The organism is Enterovibrio sp. FF113, assembly GCF_041439165.1.
Classification (GTDB): Bacteria; Pseudomonadota; Gammaproteobacteria; order Enterobacterales; family Vibrionaceae; genus Enterovibrio; species Enterovibrio norvegicus_A.
Genome location: NZ_JBGONO010000035.1, coordinates 1 through 13,914, shown reverse-complemented (window position 1 = coordinate 13,914; position 13,914 = coordinate 1). Strand labels below are relative to the sequence as shown.

Annotated in this window: 13 protein-coding genes; 10 read left to right on the top strand and 3 right to left on the bottom strand. The window is 46.1% G+C overall.

Features of this window, described 5'->3' with window-relative positions; genetic code table 11:
- The first annotated feature begins 37 nt into the window (after nucleotides 1–37).
- From trmD to tyrA, 7 genes are all read left to right on the top strand, one after another.
- Nucleotides 38–775 (top strand): tRNA (guanosine(37)-N1)-methyltransferase TrmD, encoded by a 738-nt coding sequence (gene trmD, locus ACED36_RS20755; RefSeq protein WP_016958165.1) that lies wholly within the window; start codon nucleotides 38–40, stop codon nucleotides 773–775.
- A gap of 45 nt (nucleotides 776–820) precedes the next feature.
- Nucleotides 821–1,174 carry a 50S ribosomal protein L19 gene (rplS, locus tag ACED36_RS20750; RefSeq protein ID WP_016958164.1) on the top strand — a complete coding sequence of 118 codons (354 nt, stop codon included), beginning with the start codon at nucleotides 821–823 and terminating at the stop codon, nucleotides 1,172–1,174.
- Between the two features lie 407 nt (nucleotides 1,175–1,581).
- On the top strand, nucleotides 1,582–2,256 hold the full coding sequence (gene yjjG / locus ACED36_RS20745; protein WP_016958162.1) for a pyrimidine 5'-nucleotidase: 675 nt from the start codon (nucleotides 1,582–1,584) through the stop codon (nucleotides 2,254–2,256).
- Between the two features lie 269 nt (nucleotides 2,257–2,525).
- Nucleotides 2,526–3,104 carry an HdeD family acid-resistance protein gene (locus ACED36_RS20740; protein WP_016958161.1) on the top strand — a complete coding sequence of 193 codons (579 nt, stop codon included), beginning with the start codon at nucleotides 2,526–2,528 and terminating at the stop codon, nucleotides 3,102–3,104.
- 87 nt (nucleotides 3,105–3,191) lie between these two features.
- Nucleotides 3,192–3,575 (top strand): DUF2799 domain-containing protein, encoded by a 384-nt coding sequence (locus ACED36_RS20735; RefSeq protein WP_016958160.1) that lies wholly within the window; start codon nucleotides 3,192–3,194, stop codon nucleotides 3,573–3,575.
- Nucleotides 3,576–3,847: 272 nt separating this feature from the next.
- Nucleotides 3,848–4,924 (top strand): 3-deoxy-7-phosphoheptulonate synthase, encoded by a 1,077-nt coding sequence (locus ACED36_RS20730; protein ID WP_016958158.1) that lies wholly within the window; start codon nucleotides 3,848–3,850, stop codon nucleotides 4,922–4,924.
- A 5-nt stretch (nucleotides 4,925–4,929) separates the two neighbouring features.
- The gene (gene tyrA, locus ACED36_RS20725) at nucleotides 4,930–6,057 is read left to right on the top strand and encodes a bifunctional chorismate mutase/prephenate dehydrogenase (RefSeq protein ID WP_017003219.1); all 1,128 of its coding nucleotides are present in this window, start codon (nucleotides 4,930–4,932) and stop codon (nucleotides 6,055–6,057) included.
- A gap of 97 nt (nucleotides 6,058–6,154) precedes the next feature.
- Here tyrA and pheA read toward each other — a convergent pair whose 3' ends face one another.
- From pheA to bamD, 3 genes are all read right to left on the bottom strand, one after another.
- Entirely contained in the window at nucleotides 6,155–7,324 is a 1,170-nt protein-coding gene (gene pheA, locus ACED36_RS20720) for a prephenate dehydratase (protein WP_016958156.1), read from the bottom strand.
- Nucleotides 7,325–7,599: 275 nt separating this feature from the next.
- Entirely contained in the window at nucleotides 7,600–7,938 is a 339-nt protein-coding gene (gene hpf / locus ACED36_RS20715) for a ribosome hibernation-promoting factor, HPF/YfiA family (RefSeq protein ID WP_371733778.1), read from the bottom strand.
- Nucleotides 7,939–8,319: 381 nt separating this feature from the next.
- On the bottom strand, nucleotides 8,320–9,051 hold the full coding sequence (gene bamD / locus ACED36_RS20710) for an outer membrane protein assembly factor BamD (protein WP_016958154.1): 732 nt from the start codon (nucleotides 9,049–9,051) through the stop codon (nucleotides 8,320–8,322).
- 195 nt (nucleotides 9,052–9,246) lie between these two features.
- Here bamD and rluD point away from each other — a divergent pair, with 195 nt between their 5' ends.
- The 3 genes from rluD to clpB all read left to right on the top strand — a co-directional run bounded on the left by rluD (nucleotide 9,247) and on the right by clpB (nucleotide 13,626).
- Nucleotides 9,247–10,224 (top strand): 23S rRNA pseudouridine(1911/1915/1917) synthase RluD, encoded by a 978-nt coding sequence (gene rluD, locus ACED36_RS20705; protein ID WP_371733777.1) that lies wholly within the window; start codon nucleotides 9,247–9,249, stop codon nucleotides 10,222–10,224.
- A 2-nt stretch (nucleotides 10,225–10,226) separates the two neighbouring features.
- Nucleotides 10,227–10,970: a peptidoglycan editing factor PgeF gene (gene pgeF, locus ACED36_RS20700; RefSeq protein WP_016958152.1), complete on the top strand. Its 744-nt coding sequence runs from the start codon at nucleotides 10,227–10,229 to the stop codon at nucleotides 10,968–10,970.
- 82 nt (nucleotides 10,971–11,052) lie between these two features.
- Nucleotides 11,053–13,626, top strand: coding sequence for an ATP-dependent chaperone ClpB (clpB, locus tag ACED36_RS20695; RefSeq protein ID WP_016958151.1), 2,574 nt, complete (start codon nucleotides 11,053–11,055; stop codon nucleotides 13,624–13,626).
- Nucleotides 13,627–13,914: the final 288 nt, after the last annotated feature.

Sequence of the window (13,914 nt, the reverse complement as noted above, 5' to 3'; positions counted from 1 at the left end):
ATCCCCAGGTAACACTTAAAGCAATAGGAGCGGAAAAATGTGGGTTGGTATTATCAGCCTTTTTCCTGAAATGTTCCGTGCTGTTACCGATTTTGGGGTAACTGGCCAGGCGGTAAAAAAAGGCCTACTCGAAGTAGAAACGTGGAATCCCCGCGATTTTACTCACGATAAACACCGGACGGTTGATGACCGACCTTATGGTGGCGGCCCGGGCATGTTGATGATGGTACAGCCTTTGCGCGATGCCATTGACGCTGCCAAACATACCGCCAAAGGCAAGGCGAAAGTGATTTACCTTTCACCTCAAGGTCGAAAGCTTGACCAAGCAGGTGTCGAAGAGTTGGCGCAGAATGAGAACTTGATTCTTATCTGTGGACGCTACGAAGGGGTAGATGAGCGCATTATACAAACCGTAGTCGATGAAGAATGGTCTATTGGTGATTTTGTGCTCAGTGGTGGCGAACTGCCTGCCATGACGTTGGTTGACGCAGTCGCTCGGTTTGTTCCGGGTGTACTTGGAGACTTTGCGTCAGCGGAAGAAGATTCTTTCGCAAATGGCTTGCTTGATTGCCCACACTACACGCGACCTGAAGTGTTAGACGGACTCGATGTACCTTCGGTACTGAAATCCGGTAACCATCAGGACATACGCCGCTGGCGATTGAAGCAATCGCTAGGCCGAACCTGGCTCAGAAGACCAGAGCTCCTGGAAAACCTAGCTCTGACTGACGAACAGGAATTACTACTTGCTGCGTTCATTAAAGAACACAGTTAAAGTTCCTAAACATACTTAGTATCAGTTTATTCTAGGGTATAGAAAATGAGTAACATCATCAAAGCGCTCGAAGAAGAGCAACTTAAGCAAGACATTCCTGGCTTCAAAGTGGGTGACACTGTTGTTGTTCAGGTTAAAGTTAAAGAAGGTGAGCGTTCACGTCTACAGGCCTATGAAGGTGTTGTAATCGCGAAACGTAACCGTGGTCTGCATTCTGCATTTACCGTTCGTAAGATTTCTAACGGTGAAGGCGTTGAGCGTGTATTCCAAACTCACTCACCAGTTGTTGACAGCATTACTGTTAAACGTCGCGGTGCAGTACGTCGTGCCAAACTGTACTACCTGCGTGAGCGTTCTGGTAAGGCAGCTCGTATCAAAGAGCGTCTCACTAAGAAATAATCGCTCCGGCGTTTATACCCCGCAAGGGATAGAAAAAGCCCGCCATTTGGCGGGCTTTTCTTTTATCGGTACAAAGACAAACGTTCAGCTAAAGCTTTCCTCTATACATGGCTGATCCATCTCAAGATGCTTGTTCAGCGAGAAGTTGTTGGTTTGCCTGTCGCGCCGGCAAGGCGCTGATTTGAAAACATAGTGGTTCTACGTTGAAAGTCAGCAATAAAGCCTGGAAGCCAACGATACTGGTGTTCGGCAGCCACACATCATGCTCACTTTTTTGACGAAAAGGGTCGAAAGGGAGGGGACTATTCCTTCCACTTTTCTCCTTAAATTGAGCGTGATGTGTGGCTCTGAATCCTGCATATTGAGGTGACTCGGGTATAATGCGTTGTCGCTATGGAGGATTACGCGTGAAATACGATTGGATTTTATTTGATGCAGATGAAACTTTGTTTTCGTTTGATGCATTTGCTGGATTAAAGGCCCTGTTTTCTGGTCTTGGCGTTGATTTCTCTGTGCAAGACTTTTCTGAATACCAAGCCGTGAACAAGCCACTTTGGGGAAAATACCAAAACGGCGAGATCACTGCAAAGCAATTACAGGAAGATCGCTTCGTTCTCTGGTCGGAAAGACTGAATGTTTCCCCCGCGAAACTTAATCGTCTCTTTTTGAATGCCATGGTCGATGTGTGCCAGCCACTTGAGGGAGTGAGTGAGCTAATTCCTGTACTCGCTCAAAAAGCCAAACTCGGCATCATCACCAATGGTTTTACTCAGCTTCAGCAAGTGCGTTTGGAAAAAACGAATTTGAGTGAGTATTTTGATTTGGTGGTGATATCGGAAGAGGTTGGGGTCGCTAAGCCAGACGTGGCGATTTTCGATTATGCTTTCGAGAAAATGGGACAACCAGAAAAATCGCGCATTTTGATGGTGGGAGATAATCCTGATTCGGATGTTCTTGGCGGGAATAAAGCGGGTATCGATACTTGCTGGCTAAACCGTGATGAACAATGTGTGCCCAATGGTGTCTCTCCGACTTATATTGCCAACTCTTGGGCGGAGATTGAACGCTATTTACTAGGCTAATGCGCTAAACACTGTCTGCAGGCAGGTTGTTAGTGCAACCTGCTGACTATTTTCCCTTCATCTATTTGCCTTTCTCTTCTCATGTTGCTCTCCTGTTTTTGCAATATTCATTTGGTTTCAAAGATAGAACACCGTACTGACTCAAAGCAGTCTTCACTCTTTAGGTAAGTCAGCATCTTACCGACGCTAGTTGTATTTGTTGTTAGCTTGGTTTTCTGCTTGGGCTTTTGATAGAGATAACCCAAAAGAACAATTTGAGGAGACAAGTAATGGAACCAACCGAAACACTGGCTAAGCAAATGGTGGGAGTACTATCCCGTAATTGGTGGGTGTTATTGCTACGTGGTATTGCGGCCATTATTTTTGGCTTTATGATGTGGACGCTTCCGCCGGGAGAGTCGATAGAAACCTTAGTGCTGGTTTTTGGCATTTACGCGTTTGTGGATGGCAGCTTGCAAGTATGGACAGCCTTGGTTGAGCGTAAAGATCATGATAACTGGGTTGTGTTGTTACTTTGGGGCGTAGTGGGGATCGCGGCAGGGATCATGACGTTTGCCGTCCCTGGCCTGACGGCAGTTGCATTGCTTTTTTATATAGCTGTTTGGGCAATCGTCAAAGGGGTGCTAGAAATCATTACCGCGATCAGACTTCGTAAAGAAATCACAGGTGAGTGGCTGTTAATCTTTGGCGGTATTATTTCTATCTTGTTTGGTGGCTTCTTGATGAGTAATCCAGCAGCTGGTGCGATGGCGTTGGTATGGGTTATTGCGACGTATGCGTTTGTGTTTGGTGTGTTGTTTGTTGCTTTGTCTTTCAAACTCAAAAGCATGAAAACGTCAGACAGTTAGTTGATTGCATCAGGAAATCGCAGTCAAAAACGGGTTATTCGTCTATAGTGAATGCCTTTTCGTCTGAATGATAAATTGAGGAACAGGATGCTAAATAAATTCCTGACGTCGCTACTGGCGTTGCTTTTGGTTGGTTGTGTGAATATCGAAGCAACAGAGTCTTTGGTTCAAAAAGGTAACTGGCAGGCGGTCGGTGAGCGTGATGGTGTGAGAGGTTTACCCTCTCGTTCTATGTCCAATCTGGATGCTTTGGCCAATAAAGCTGGCGTTCAAAATGTAGACGTTGGTGGCTATGAAGCGGGTTATAACACTGGCATCGATCTCTACTGCGATGTTAACAATGCTTATGATATAGGTCTGTCTGGTATGCAATACCTTGGGGTGTGTTCAAACCAAGATGATGGTATGCGCTTTCAGATGCAATGGCAGCGAGGCTTTGAGGACTTCCAATCTGCCGATCAGACTTTCTGATTAGCTGCTGATCGTGTTCCAATTCAAAGGCCATTATTTGGCCTTTGTTCATTTTTGTTTACGAATATATTTCCCGACTTTACCCTTCCTCCCTTTTATAGCTTCCAATAAAGCCAGCCCTCTCTCTTTGTGTAAACTTATTATTACAATGTTATATTTTCTTTACGAATGCTTGCAATCCCGTTTCAGATTGATAAGGTGTGTGACATCTGCGGCGAAAACAACGCTGTTCAATATGGTTAAGCACTAAAGATTAAGTAAGGATTGTTTTCATGGAAAGAGATCTGCTGACGAATGTACACATTCAGGATGAAACGGTACTGATCACCCCAGAGCAGTTACGCCAAAAGCTGCCGGTGAAAAAAGAGACACTGGAATTTATCTCTAGATCACGTGATGACATCGCCAATATTATCCATAAAAAAGATCACCGCTTGTTGGTGGTGTGTGGACCTTGCTCAATTCACGACACCGAGGCTGCGATTGCATACGCTAAACAATTAAAAACGTTGTCAGATCAATTGAACGACCAGATTTACATCGTGATGCGTGTTTACTTTGAAAAGCCACGTACAACGGTTGGCTGGAAAGGATTGATAAACGATCCGCACCTTGACGGTTCTTTTGATGTAGAAGCGGGTTTGCACAAAGCGCGCGAGTTGTTGATTACGCTATCAGATATGGGTTTGCCATTGGCTACTGAAGCGCTTGACCCAATTAGCCCTCAATACCTTGGCGATCTGTTTAGTTGGGCGGCTATCGGTGCGCGCACGACGGAGTCACAGACTCACCGTGAAATGGCCAGTGGTCTATCAATGCCTATCGGTTTCAAAAATGGTACTGATGGTAGCCTTTCTACTGCAATTAATGCGATGAAAGCGGCTTCGTCTGGTCACCGTTTTATGGGGATCAATAAAGAGGGGCAGGTTGCGTTATTGACTACCCAAGGCAATCCTGATGGTCATGTCATCCTTCGTGGTGGTAAACAAACAAATTACGATTCTGTCTCTGTGACGGAATGCGAAAATGAGATGAAAGACGCAGGGCTAGAAGCATCTCTGATGGTAGACTGCAGCCATGCTAACTCTCGTAAAGATTTTCATCGTCAGCCACTGGTGGCCGAGGATGTCTTTCATCAAATTCGTGAAGGTAATCAGTCTATTATCGGCTTGATGATTGAAAGTAACATCCATGAAGGAAATCAATCTGCGGATCTTCCGCGTGAAGAGATGGCTTATGGCGTGTCTATTACGGATGCATGTATTGATTGGGAGGACACTGAAACCCTGTTGCGTCGTGCACATAGTGATTTGACCCCATTCTTGGAACAGCGTTTAAAAGGAAGTTAAGCCTCATGGTTGCAGAGTTGTCCCTTCTCCGGGATCAGATTGATGAAGTCGATAAACAAATGGTGGAATTGCTAGCGCGACGCCTAGCACTCGTTTCGGATGTGGGCGAAGTGAAAAGCCGTCATGGTTTGCCTATCTATGCGCCTGATCGTGAGGCGGCAATGCTGGCTTCTCGCCGTCAGGAAGCCGAACTCAAAGGTATTCCACCTGATCTGATCGAGGATATTCTTCGCCGTACAATGCGTGAATCATACGCCAGTGAGAATGACTCGGGGTTTAAATGCCTTAATCCTGAATTGCGCTCCATTGTGATAGTTGGCGGTAACGGACAGCTGGGCAAATTATTCGGTAAGCTATTTCGTCTGTCAGGTTATGACGTGAAAGTGCTGGGTAGCCAAGATTGGGATAACGCGGAAGCCATGCTATCGGATGCAGGGATGGTTGTGGTCACCGTACCTATTCATCGAACAGACTCTGTAATTCGTCAGCTCAGTACCTTGCCAGATGATTGTATTTTGGCTGATCTCACCTCCATCAAGAGTGAGCCGTTGCAAGCTATGCTCGAGTCCCATAAGGGACCAGTTGTGGGTCTGCATCCTATGTTTGGGCCAGACATTGCGAGTTTGGCTAAGCAGGTCATTGTATATTGTGATGGTCGTAATCCCGAAGCTTACCAATGGTTGCTAGAGCAGTTTCGTATCTGGGGGGCGAGTTTGCATCGTATCAGTGCGATTGAGCATGATCAGGGCATGACTCTGATCCAAGCATTGCGCCACTTTACATCATTTGTTTACGGCCTGCATTTGGCCGAAGAAAACCCGAACTTGTCACAACTCACTGCACTCAGTTCACCGATTTATCGTCTTGAGTTGGCAATGGTAGGGCGCTTGTTTGCACAGGATGCACAGCTTTATGCGGACATTATTATGTCGTCTAACCAGAATATAGACATGATTAAGCGCTTCCATGCTCGCTTTGGTGAAGCGATTGAGTTACTTGATCAAAAAGACAAAGATGGTTTTATTACTGCCTTTAAGCAGGTTGATGGCTGGTTTGGTGATTTCGCTCCGCGCTTCTTAAAAGAAAGCCAGAACTTGCTGAGGCAAGCGAATGATACTGCTCACCGAGGTTAGTCTTTATTGGAAAGTGGCATAACGAGAAATGAAAAAAGGAGCAATTGCTCCTTTTTATTTACCTGGATAAAAGTCATGCTGACGGTGAGTTGTGCCGTTAGACATCAATCTCAGTTGGGGCAACATTCTCAATAGGGTATGAGCCTAATACTTTGATGTAGCGTGTCAGCTTGGTCAACTCTTCTAGCGTCTCTTTCATGATGTCTGTGCGCATATTGCCTTCCACATCGACGTAAAACATTTCTTCCCAAGGGTTGCCCAATACCGGACGTGACTCAAGTTTGGTCATATTGATGCCTCGGGTGCGCAGCACCAGCAAACATTCCACCAGTGAGCCCGCAGTTTGTCCTGTAGACATAATAAAAGTGGTTTTGGCCGGTATCAGAGCAGTGACGTCAATAGGTTTACGCGCCACCACGATAAAACGTGTGTGATTTTCTTGCTGATTGGCAATGCCAAACTTGAGCGGTTTCAGCCCGTAAAGCTCACCACTGCTCGCATTGCCAATCGCCGCTACGTTTGGTTGTTTCAATTCAGCCACGACTTTCATCGCTTCGGCGGTGCTGGAGCAATATTCTTGTTTGATGTTGCCCAGTGAACGTAGAAACTCGCTGCATTGCTGGTGTGGCTGCGGGTGCGAGTAAAGCACATTAATCTTATCAACGTCAGTGTCCACCGAGGTCAATAAGCAGTGCTCGATAGGCTGCGTGATTTCACCCACGATGGACAAACGCGTGTGCTGAAGTTGGTCATAAACATCGTTTATTGAGCCAGAACTCGTATTTTCGATCGGCAGAACGCCGTAATCTGCGTTGCCACTTTCGACTACTTCAATGACTTCTTTGAAGCTTGGGCATTGAATTTCAGCAAGCTTAGTGTGTTTACGGGCGAAGAAATTGCGTGCAGCAAGATTGGAGTATGAGCCTTTCCCACCGAGAAACGAAACACGAGCTAGGGGCTGTTCATTGTCTGGGTTCGCCAAGCGTTGTAAAAATGCTTGCTGATAGAGCACGGAATCTTCAATAACACTGTGGAAGATTTTGGTGACGTACTGCGGGTCGAGATCGTGGGTGTGGCCATCGGCGACCAGTCTTTCCAGAAGAGCTTGCTCTCGTTCTATATCACGAACAGGTTTCTGGGTTTGAATTTTGCTCTTCGCAACTTCCAGGCTGAGCTTGCGGCGATCAGCCAGTAGCGATAGCAATTGCTTATCGATTCGACTGACATTTTCTCTGATTTCATCCAGTGACATAGTTGGTTTACTCATTCCCTTTCCCTGTTGTTTCTTTGTCTGACCCTGACTGACATAAAAAAGCCTCCCTGATGGAGGGAGGCTTCGGGATTCTATCGTTATCGATGCTCGCCCTAAACCCCACCTCAAAAGGTGCGGATAAAAAAGCGAAAGAAAAACGAGGTTGTCAGTGTCATCGATAGTGGTTTTAGTTGACGTTATATTGTTCAACCATATTGGGCTGACCGTGTCATGTCAAGACGAATCAGCCCCGCATTGGCGGGGCTGATTCTTTTTAATCCTCAATGGGTTTATGCAACTTCAGATTCTTCATCTTCCGGCACGTCAATGTGACTTGCGCGGCGAGCTTCACCTTTGTGAGCTTGTTTGTTGAGTTGCTTCTCCAGTTTCTGACCTACGTCATTTATTGCTGCATACATATCATCATGTTCTGCTGATGCAACCAGCTTTGTGCCAGGAACCGATACGCCGGCTTCTACTTTGAATTTGTTTCCAGGTGCTTCACTGATGACTGCATGAGGGTTAATGAGAGCGACTTGCCATTTTTCCAGCTTTTCAAAACGAGATGTGATTCGATCGCGGATAGCTGCAGTGACGTCGATGTTTTTACCAGTAACTTCTACTCTCATAGGTCTTTCCTCTTTTGCTTGCCCTTTGCTGGGCTCACTTTCAGATTACGTTTCTGTAGGATAAATAAAGTGATCCAGATCACCTTTATGCCGTGAAAGTTTATCTGTCTAAGTAATTGTGATCCTGTTTTTAACTCTGATTTAAAACTGCCAGAAAGTGCTTGATGTAAGGATTGGATGTGTTGCAAGATGAGGAGATAAGGTCGCTAACAAACATTCAATGTTAGGGATTTTATTCGTGCTAAATAATCTTGTTGATGAATAATTCACCAACTTGCATTACGTATCCTAAGTGAGTACTTGGGGATATATCAGATTGGCATGTATACCGAATGATAAAAAAAGCAGCCAAATGGCTGCTTTTTTCGTTGATAGGTCGTGTTATGCGCCGGCGCCGTTTAACTGAATCAGTTCTCGAGTACGCTTAGCTGGTTCTTCAAGCTCAAGTTCTTCGTAAGCTTTAAGCATTAATGGTAATGATTTTTTCGCGGCGTCAGTGTCAGGGAAATCTCGCTGGATTTGTTGACAACGATTGATCACGGCAATCCATGCTTCACGTCTCACATAAAAATCAGCGGTTGCCAATTCGTAGTCCGCCAGGCGGTTTTTCAATGAGACTAGTCGCTTTTGAGCATCAGCAGCATATTCACTATCAGGATAGCGATCTAGCAAACGACGGAAATCAATAAAGGCACGGCGTACGGGCTCAGGATCTCGATCGCTCCTGTCTATGCTCATTACATCATGAATAAAGCTTCTGTCTTGCGCCATGCTCGTTAGGCCACGCATATACAGGACCCAGTCCATTTCCTGATGTCCGGGATTCATACGCATAAAGCGATCAATCGTCGCCTCGCCCAAGGCTAGGTCATCATTTTTGTAGTACGCGTAGACCAAATCAAGCTGCACTTGTTCTGAATAGGCGCCAAAAGGATAGCGAGAATCGAGGGCTTCGAGTTTTTGGATCGCGGTGTTCCAACTGCCTTGGTTAAGTGAAACCTGTGCTTCCTGATACAGCTCCGACGGCGGAATATCAGGAACAATGTCTTCAGTGCTTGAACATCCAGCCAGCACGGAAATGGCAAGTAGTGAGGATAAAGTAAGGCGTTTCATTACTACAGGTGCTTCCTTGAAAGAATATTTTCAGCCTTTGCCATTACGGATTCAGCCGCAAAAAGCTACAATGGCGCGATAGAGGTTATTCTACCCATCGGCCAGATATAATACCAACAAGTAAACGTGACCAAGCCCTAGGGCTGAAAATCACGTAATACGGTATTAGTCTCATTGAGAATCAAAAAGTTCGTTATGGCACAGCAGTTAGAGTTAAACAGTACAGTTAATGAGAATCAACTAGGGCAACGTCTCGATCAGGCGGTAGCGGAGTTGTTTCCGGATTATTCCCGATCGCGCATCAAAGAATGGATTCTTGCAGACAAAGTGACTGTCGATGGTGAAATCTCCAATAAACCGCGTTTGAAAATGATGGGTGGCGAATCCATTGTTGTTCAAGCGGATATTGAAGATGAACTGCGTTGGGAAGCTCAGGACATTCCACTTAATATCGTTTATGAAGATGATGATATTGTCGTGATCAACAAGCCTCGTGGTTTGGTTGTGCATCCAGGCGCAGGTTGTCCAGATGGCACCGTCCTAAATGGTTTGTTGCATCTTTACCCGCAGATCGCTGAAGTTCCGCGTGCAGGTATTGTTCACCGTCTAGACAAAGACACCACGGGTCTAATGGTGGTTGCGAAGAATGTTCCAACCCAGACACGATTGGTTCGTGCATTGCAAAAGCGTAAAAAATTCACCCGTGAATATGAAGCGATTGCGATGGGCACCATGACAGGTGGCGGTACTATTGAGAAATCTATTGGTCGTCATTCGACCAAGCGAACTCAAATGGCGGTTCAGGAGTTGGGCAAACCAGCGATCACGCATTATCGAGTGGTTGAGCATTTCCGTGCCCATACACGCTTACGCGTGCGCTTGGAAACGGGTCGTACTCACCAAATCCGTGTTCACATGGCTTACTTGAATCATCCGTTGATCGGTGATCACTTGTATGGTGGCCGTCCACGACCGCCGCGTAATGCTGGTGATACCCTAATCCAAACACTTCGTTCTTTTGATCATCAGGCACTACATGCAGCAATGTTGCGTATTGAGCATCCGACAACAAAAGAAACGATGGAATGGCATGCGCCGATCCCAGATGACATGGTGAATCTGACTGAAGTGTTACGTGCTGATGCGCTTGAGCTTGGGGACTTGGATTACTAAGCATGGATTGGATCACGCCAGACTGGCCAGCACCATTGTCGGTAAAAGCAGTGAGTACTACTCGAGCGGGAGGCGTAAGCCAACCGCCGTTTGATAGCTTTAATTTGGGTATTCACGTTGATGACTCTCTTGATGCTGTCTTGGCAAACCGTACTCGATTAGCTGATGTTATGTGTATGCCATCAGCGCCAAGCTGGCTGAACCAAATCCATGGAACAGGTGTGGTGACACTACCATTGACGTCAACGTTGCAAGTACCAGATGCTGATGCATCTTTTACGGCTGAAATGGGGCAAGTTTGTGTGGTGATGACTGCAGATTGCTTACCTGTACTTTTTTGCAGTAAAGATGGCGCTCAAGTAGCGGCTGCGCATGCAGGCTGGCGTGGTTTGGTTAATGGTGTGCTGGAAGAGACCTTGGCTCAATTTTCTGATCCTAAAAACGTCATGGCATGGCTTGGCCCTGCTATTGGCGCAGAGAAATTTGAAGTTGGTGGCGAGGTGAGAGAGCAATTTATAGCGAAGGATGCTGGCGCAAGCTCTGCATTTAAACCGCGTAACGGTCGCTGGTTAGCGGATATTTATCTTCTAGCCCGCCGTCGCCTTGCGCAGGCAGGTGTCACTGATATTTATGGCGGGACTCATTGCACGGTCTCAGAGCCAGAACGTTTTTTTTCCTACCGTCGAGAGGCTCGTACAGGCCGTCAGGCAAGCTGTATTTGGATCTCTACAGATAGCATGCGATAAAAATTTCACCAAATAACTTGAAATCGGTCACGATCGCTCCCATTTTCGTTATGCAAACTTAGACGAAATTAGAGGAGGGGCTATGCGCCTTGACCGATTTACCAGCAAATTCCAACTGGCCATTTCCGACGCTCAGTCATTGGCCTTAGGGCGCGATAATCAATACATCGAACCCGTCCACTTGATGGTGTCTCTCCTCAATCAGGACAGCAGTACCATTCGACCTTTGATGACACTACTTAATGTTGATGTTACTCAATTACGCTCTAGTCTCAGTGAACTGTTAGATAAACTTCCCAAAGTCACTGGTACAGGCGGTGATGTTCAGCTTTCCCATGGCATGGGCATGTTGTTCAACATGTGCGACAAACTGTCGCAAAAGCGTAAAGACAAATTCATTTCCTCTGAGTTGTTTATCCTCGCTGCAGTCGAAGAAAAAGGGGCATTGGGAGAACTATTGCGTAGTCTTGGATTGGCTACAAAAAAAGTGGAAGCAGCGATCGATAAAGTTCGCGGCGGTCAGTCCATTGATGACCCCAATGCTGAAGAGTCCCGACAGGCACTGCAAAAGTTCACGGTCGACCTGACTGAAAAAGCCGAACAAGGCAAGTTAGATCCTGTGATTGGTCGTGACGAGGAAATTCGTCGCACCATACAAGTGTTGCAGCGCAGAACGAAAAATAACCCTGTGATCATTGGCGAGCCGGGCGTTGGTAAAACCGCGATCGTGGAAGGCCTTGCTCAACGTATCGTTAATGGCGAGGTGCCAGAAGGGCTTCGCAATAAACGCGTGCTTTCTCTTGATATGGGTTCCTTGGTCGCGGGGGCGAAATATCGAGGTGAATTCGAAGAACGTTTGAAATCAGTTTTGAACGAGTTGGCGAAAGAAGAAGGCAATGTCATTCTGTTTATCGATGAAATCCACACAATGGTGGGGGCCGGTAAAGCAGAAGGCGCGATGGATGCGGGTAATATGCTCAAACCTGCACTTGCTCGTGGCGAGTTACATTGTGTTGGCGCGACGACTTTAGACGAGTATCGCCAATATGTAGAAAAAGATGCGGCCCTTGAGCGTCGCTTCCAGAAAGTATTAGTCAATGAACCAACGGTGGAAGATACCGTTGCCATTCTACGTGGCCTGAAAGAGCGTTACGAACTTCACCATGCTGTGGAAATTACCGACCCTGCGATTGTGGCGGCAGCGAGCTTATCTCATCGTTATATCTCTGATCGCCAATTACCAGATAAGGCAATAGATCTTATTGATGAAGCAGCGTCTAGTATTCGAATGCAAATTGACTCAAAGCCGGAGCAACTAGATCGTTTAGAACGACGTCTTATTCAGCTCAAAATCGAGCAGCAAGCGCTGGCAAAAGAAAATGATGATGCAAGTAAAAAACGTCTTGAAACATTGCAGACAGAGATTGATGAGAAAGAGCGTGATTATGCTGAGCTGGAAGAGGTTTGGAATGCAGAAAAAGCGGCGCTGTCAGGCACACAACATATAAAGAGTGCGTTAGAGCAAGCTCGCACTGATTTAGAGATTGCACGTCGAGCGGGTGATCTCAATCGAATGTCGGAGCTGCAATATGGACGTATCCCGGAACTAGAGAAGCAACTGGATCTTGCAAGCCAAGCAGAGATGCAGGAAATGACATTGCTCAGAAACCGAGTAACAGAAGCTGAAATCGCCGAAGTCCTGTCGCGTCAAACAGGTATTCCTGTCGCCAAAATGCTTGAAGGCGAGAAAGAAAAATTACTTCAAATGGAAGATGAACTTCATTCCCGTGTTATTGGACAAGAAGAAGCGGTCAATTCAGTGGCAAATGCCATACGTCGTAGCCGAGCCGGTCTTGCTGATCCAAATCGTCCAATAGGCTCATTCCTATTTTTGGGGCCAACGGGGGTAGGTAAAACGGAGCTTTGCAAATCGCTAGCTGAGTTCATGTTTGATAGTAGCGATGCCATGGTACGTATCGATATGTCGGAGTTTATGGAGAAACACTCTGTAGCGAGACTAGTTGGTGCGCCTCCAGGTTATGTGGGTTATGAAGAAGGCGGGTACTTAACAGAAGCTGTACGCCGACGTCCATACTCTGTCATTTTGCTGGATGAAGTAGAAAAAGCACACCCAGATGTATTTAACCTTCTCCTACAAGTATTGGATGATGGTCGATTGACTGATGGGCAAGGTCGAACTGTCGATTTTCGCAATACTGTGGTTATCATGACTTCTAACCTTGGTTCGGATCGGATTCAAGAACACTTTGGTGAATTGGATTACGACGGTATCAAAGTGATGGTTATGGATGTTGTGAGCAAGCACTTTCGTCCAGAATTTATTAACCGTATTGATGAAGCTGTGGTGTTCCACCCGTTGGGTCAAGATCACATCAAGCTGATTGCAGATATTCAGTTACATCTTCTCGCACAGCGAATGGCTGAACGAGACTTGGTGCTTGAGGTTAGTGAAGAAGCATTGACCTTGATTGCTCAAGCGGGTTTCGACCCCGTATATGGAGCGCGCCCGTTAAAACGTGCTATTCAACAGAGTATTGAAAACCCGTTGGCGCAGGCCATCCTTAAAGGTGAAGTCAAACCTGGTAAGCCAGTTCGACTGGTAGTAGAGGACGACCAAATAAAAGCAATCCAATAACTTTTTCAATTCGAGAACATGGAAAGAGGCTAGAAATAGCCTCTTTCTTGCTTTTAGTGCATTTAATCTGGTGGATTAGATTGCTTTATAAGCGTCTTGAGTGATTATCGAGCAAAAAGGTCTATTTATTGAGGTTTTCTAAAAAATCCCTTGCCAACATATCAATTCTCCCTATAATGCAGCCCATCGACACGGTGAGTGCTTCCAGTAGGAAACGCCCATTGAATCGATATGGCGAAAACGGCTTCAAAACTGAATGGAAATAAACGCTTGACGTTAACGACCCAA

Excerpts from the sequence above, each read along its gene's own strand:
- ACED36_RS20740 (WP_016958161.1), top strand. The coding sequence starts at position 2,526 with ATGGAACCAACCGAAACACTGGCTAAGCAAATGGTGGGAGTACTATCC.
- trmD (WP_016958165.1), top strand. The coding sequence starts at position 38 with ATGTGGGTTGGTATTATCAGCCTTTTTCCTGAAATGTTCCGTGCTGTT.
- pheA (WP_016958156.1), bottom strand. The coding sequence starts at position 7,324 with ATGAGTAAACCAACTATGTCACTGGATGAAATCAGAGAAAATGTCAGT.
- hpf (WP_371733778.1), bottom strand. The coding sequence starts at position 7,938 with ATGAGAGTAGAAGTTACTGGTAAAAACATCGACGTCACTGCAGCTATC.
- tyrA (WP_017003219.1), top strand. The coding sequence starts at position 4,930 with ATGGTTGCAGAGTTGTCCCTTCTCCGGGATCAGATTGATGAAGTCGAT.
- pgeF (WP_016958152.1), top strand. The coding sequence starts at position 10,227 with ATGGATTGGATCACGCCAGACTGGCCAGCACCATTGTCGGTAAAAGCA.
- bamD (WP_016958154.1), bottom strand. The coding sequence starts at position 9,051 with ATGAAACGCCTTACTTTATCCTCACTACTTGCCATTTCCGTGCTGGCT.
- ACED36_RS20735 (WP_016958160.1), top strand. The coding sequence starts at position 3,192 with ATGCTAAATAAATTCCTGACGTCGCTACTGGCGTTGCTTTTGGTTGGT.
- clpB (WP_016958151.1), top strand. The coding sequence starts at position 11,053 with ATGCGCCTTGACCGATTTACCAGCAAATTCCAACTGGCCATTTCCGAC.
- ACED36_RS20730 (WP_016958158.1), top strand. The coding sequence starts at position 3,848 with ATGGAAAGAGATCTGCTGACGAATGTACACATTCAGGATGAAACGGTA.
- rplS (WP_016958164.1), top strand. The coding sequence starts at position 821 with ATGAGTAACATCATCAAAGCGCTCGAAGAAGAGCAACTTAAGCAAGAC.
- rluD (WP_371733777.1), top strand. The coding sequence starts at position 9,247 with ATGGCACAGCAGTTAGAGTTAAACAGTACAGTTAATGAGAATCAACTA.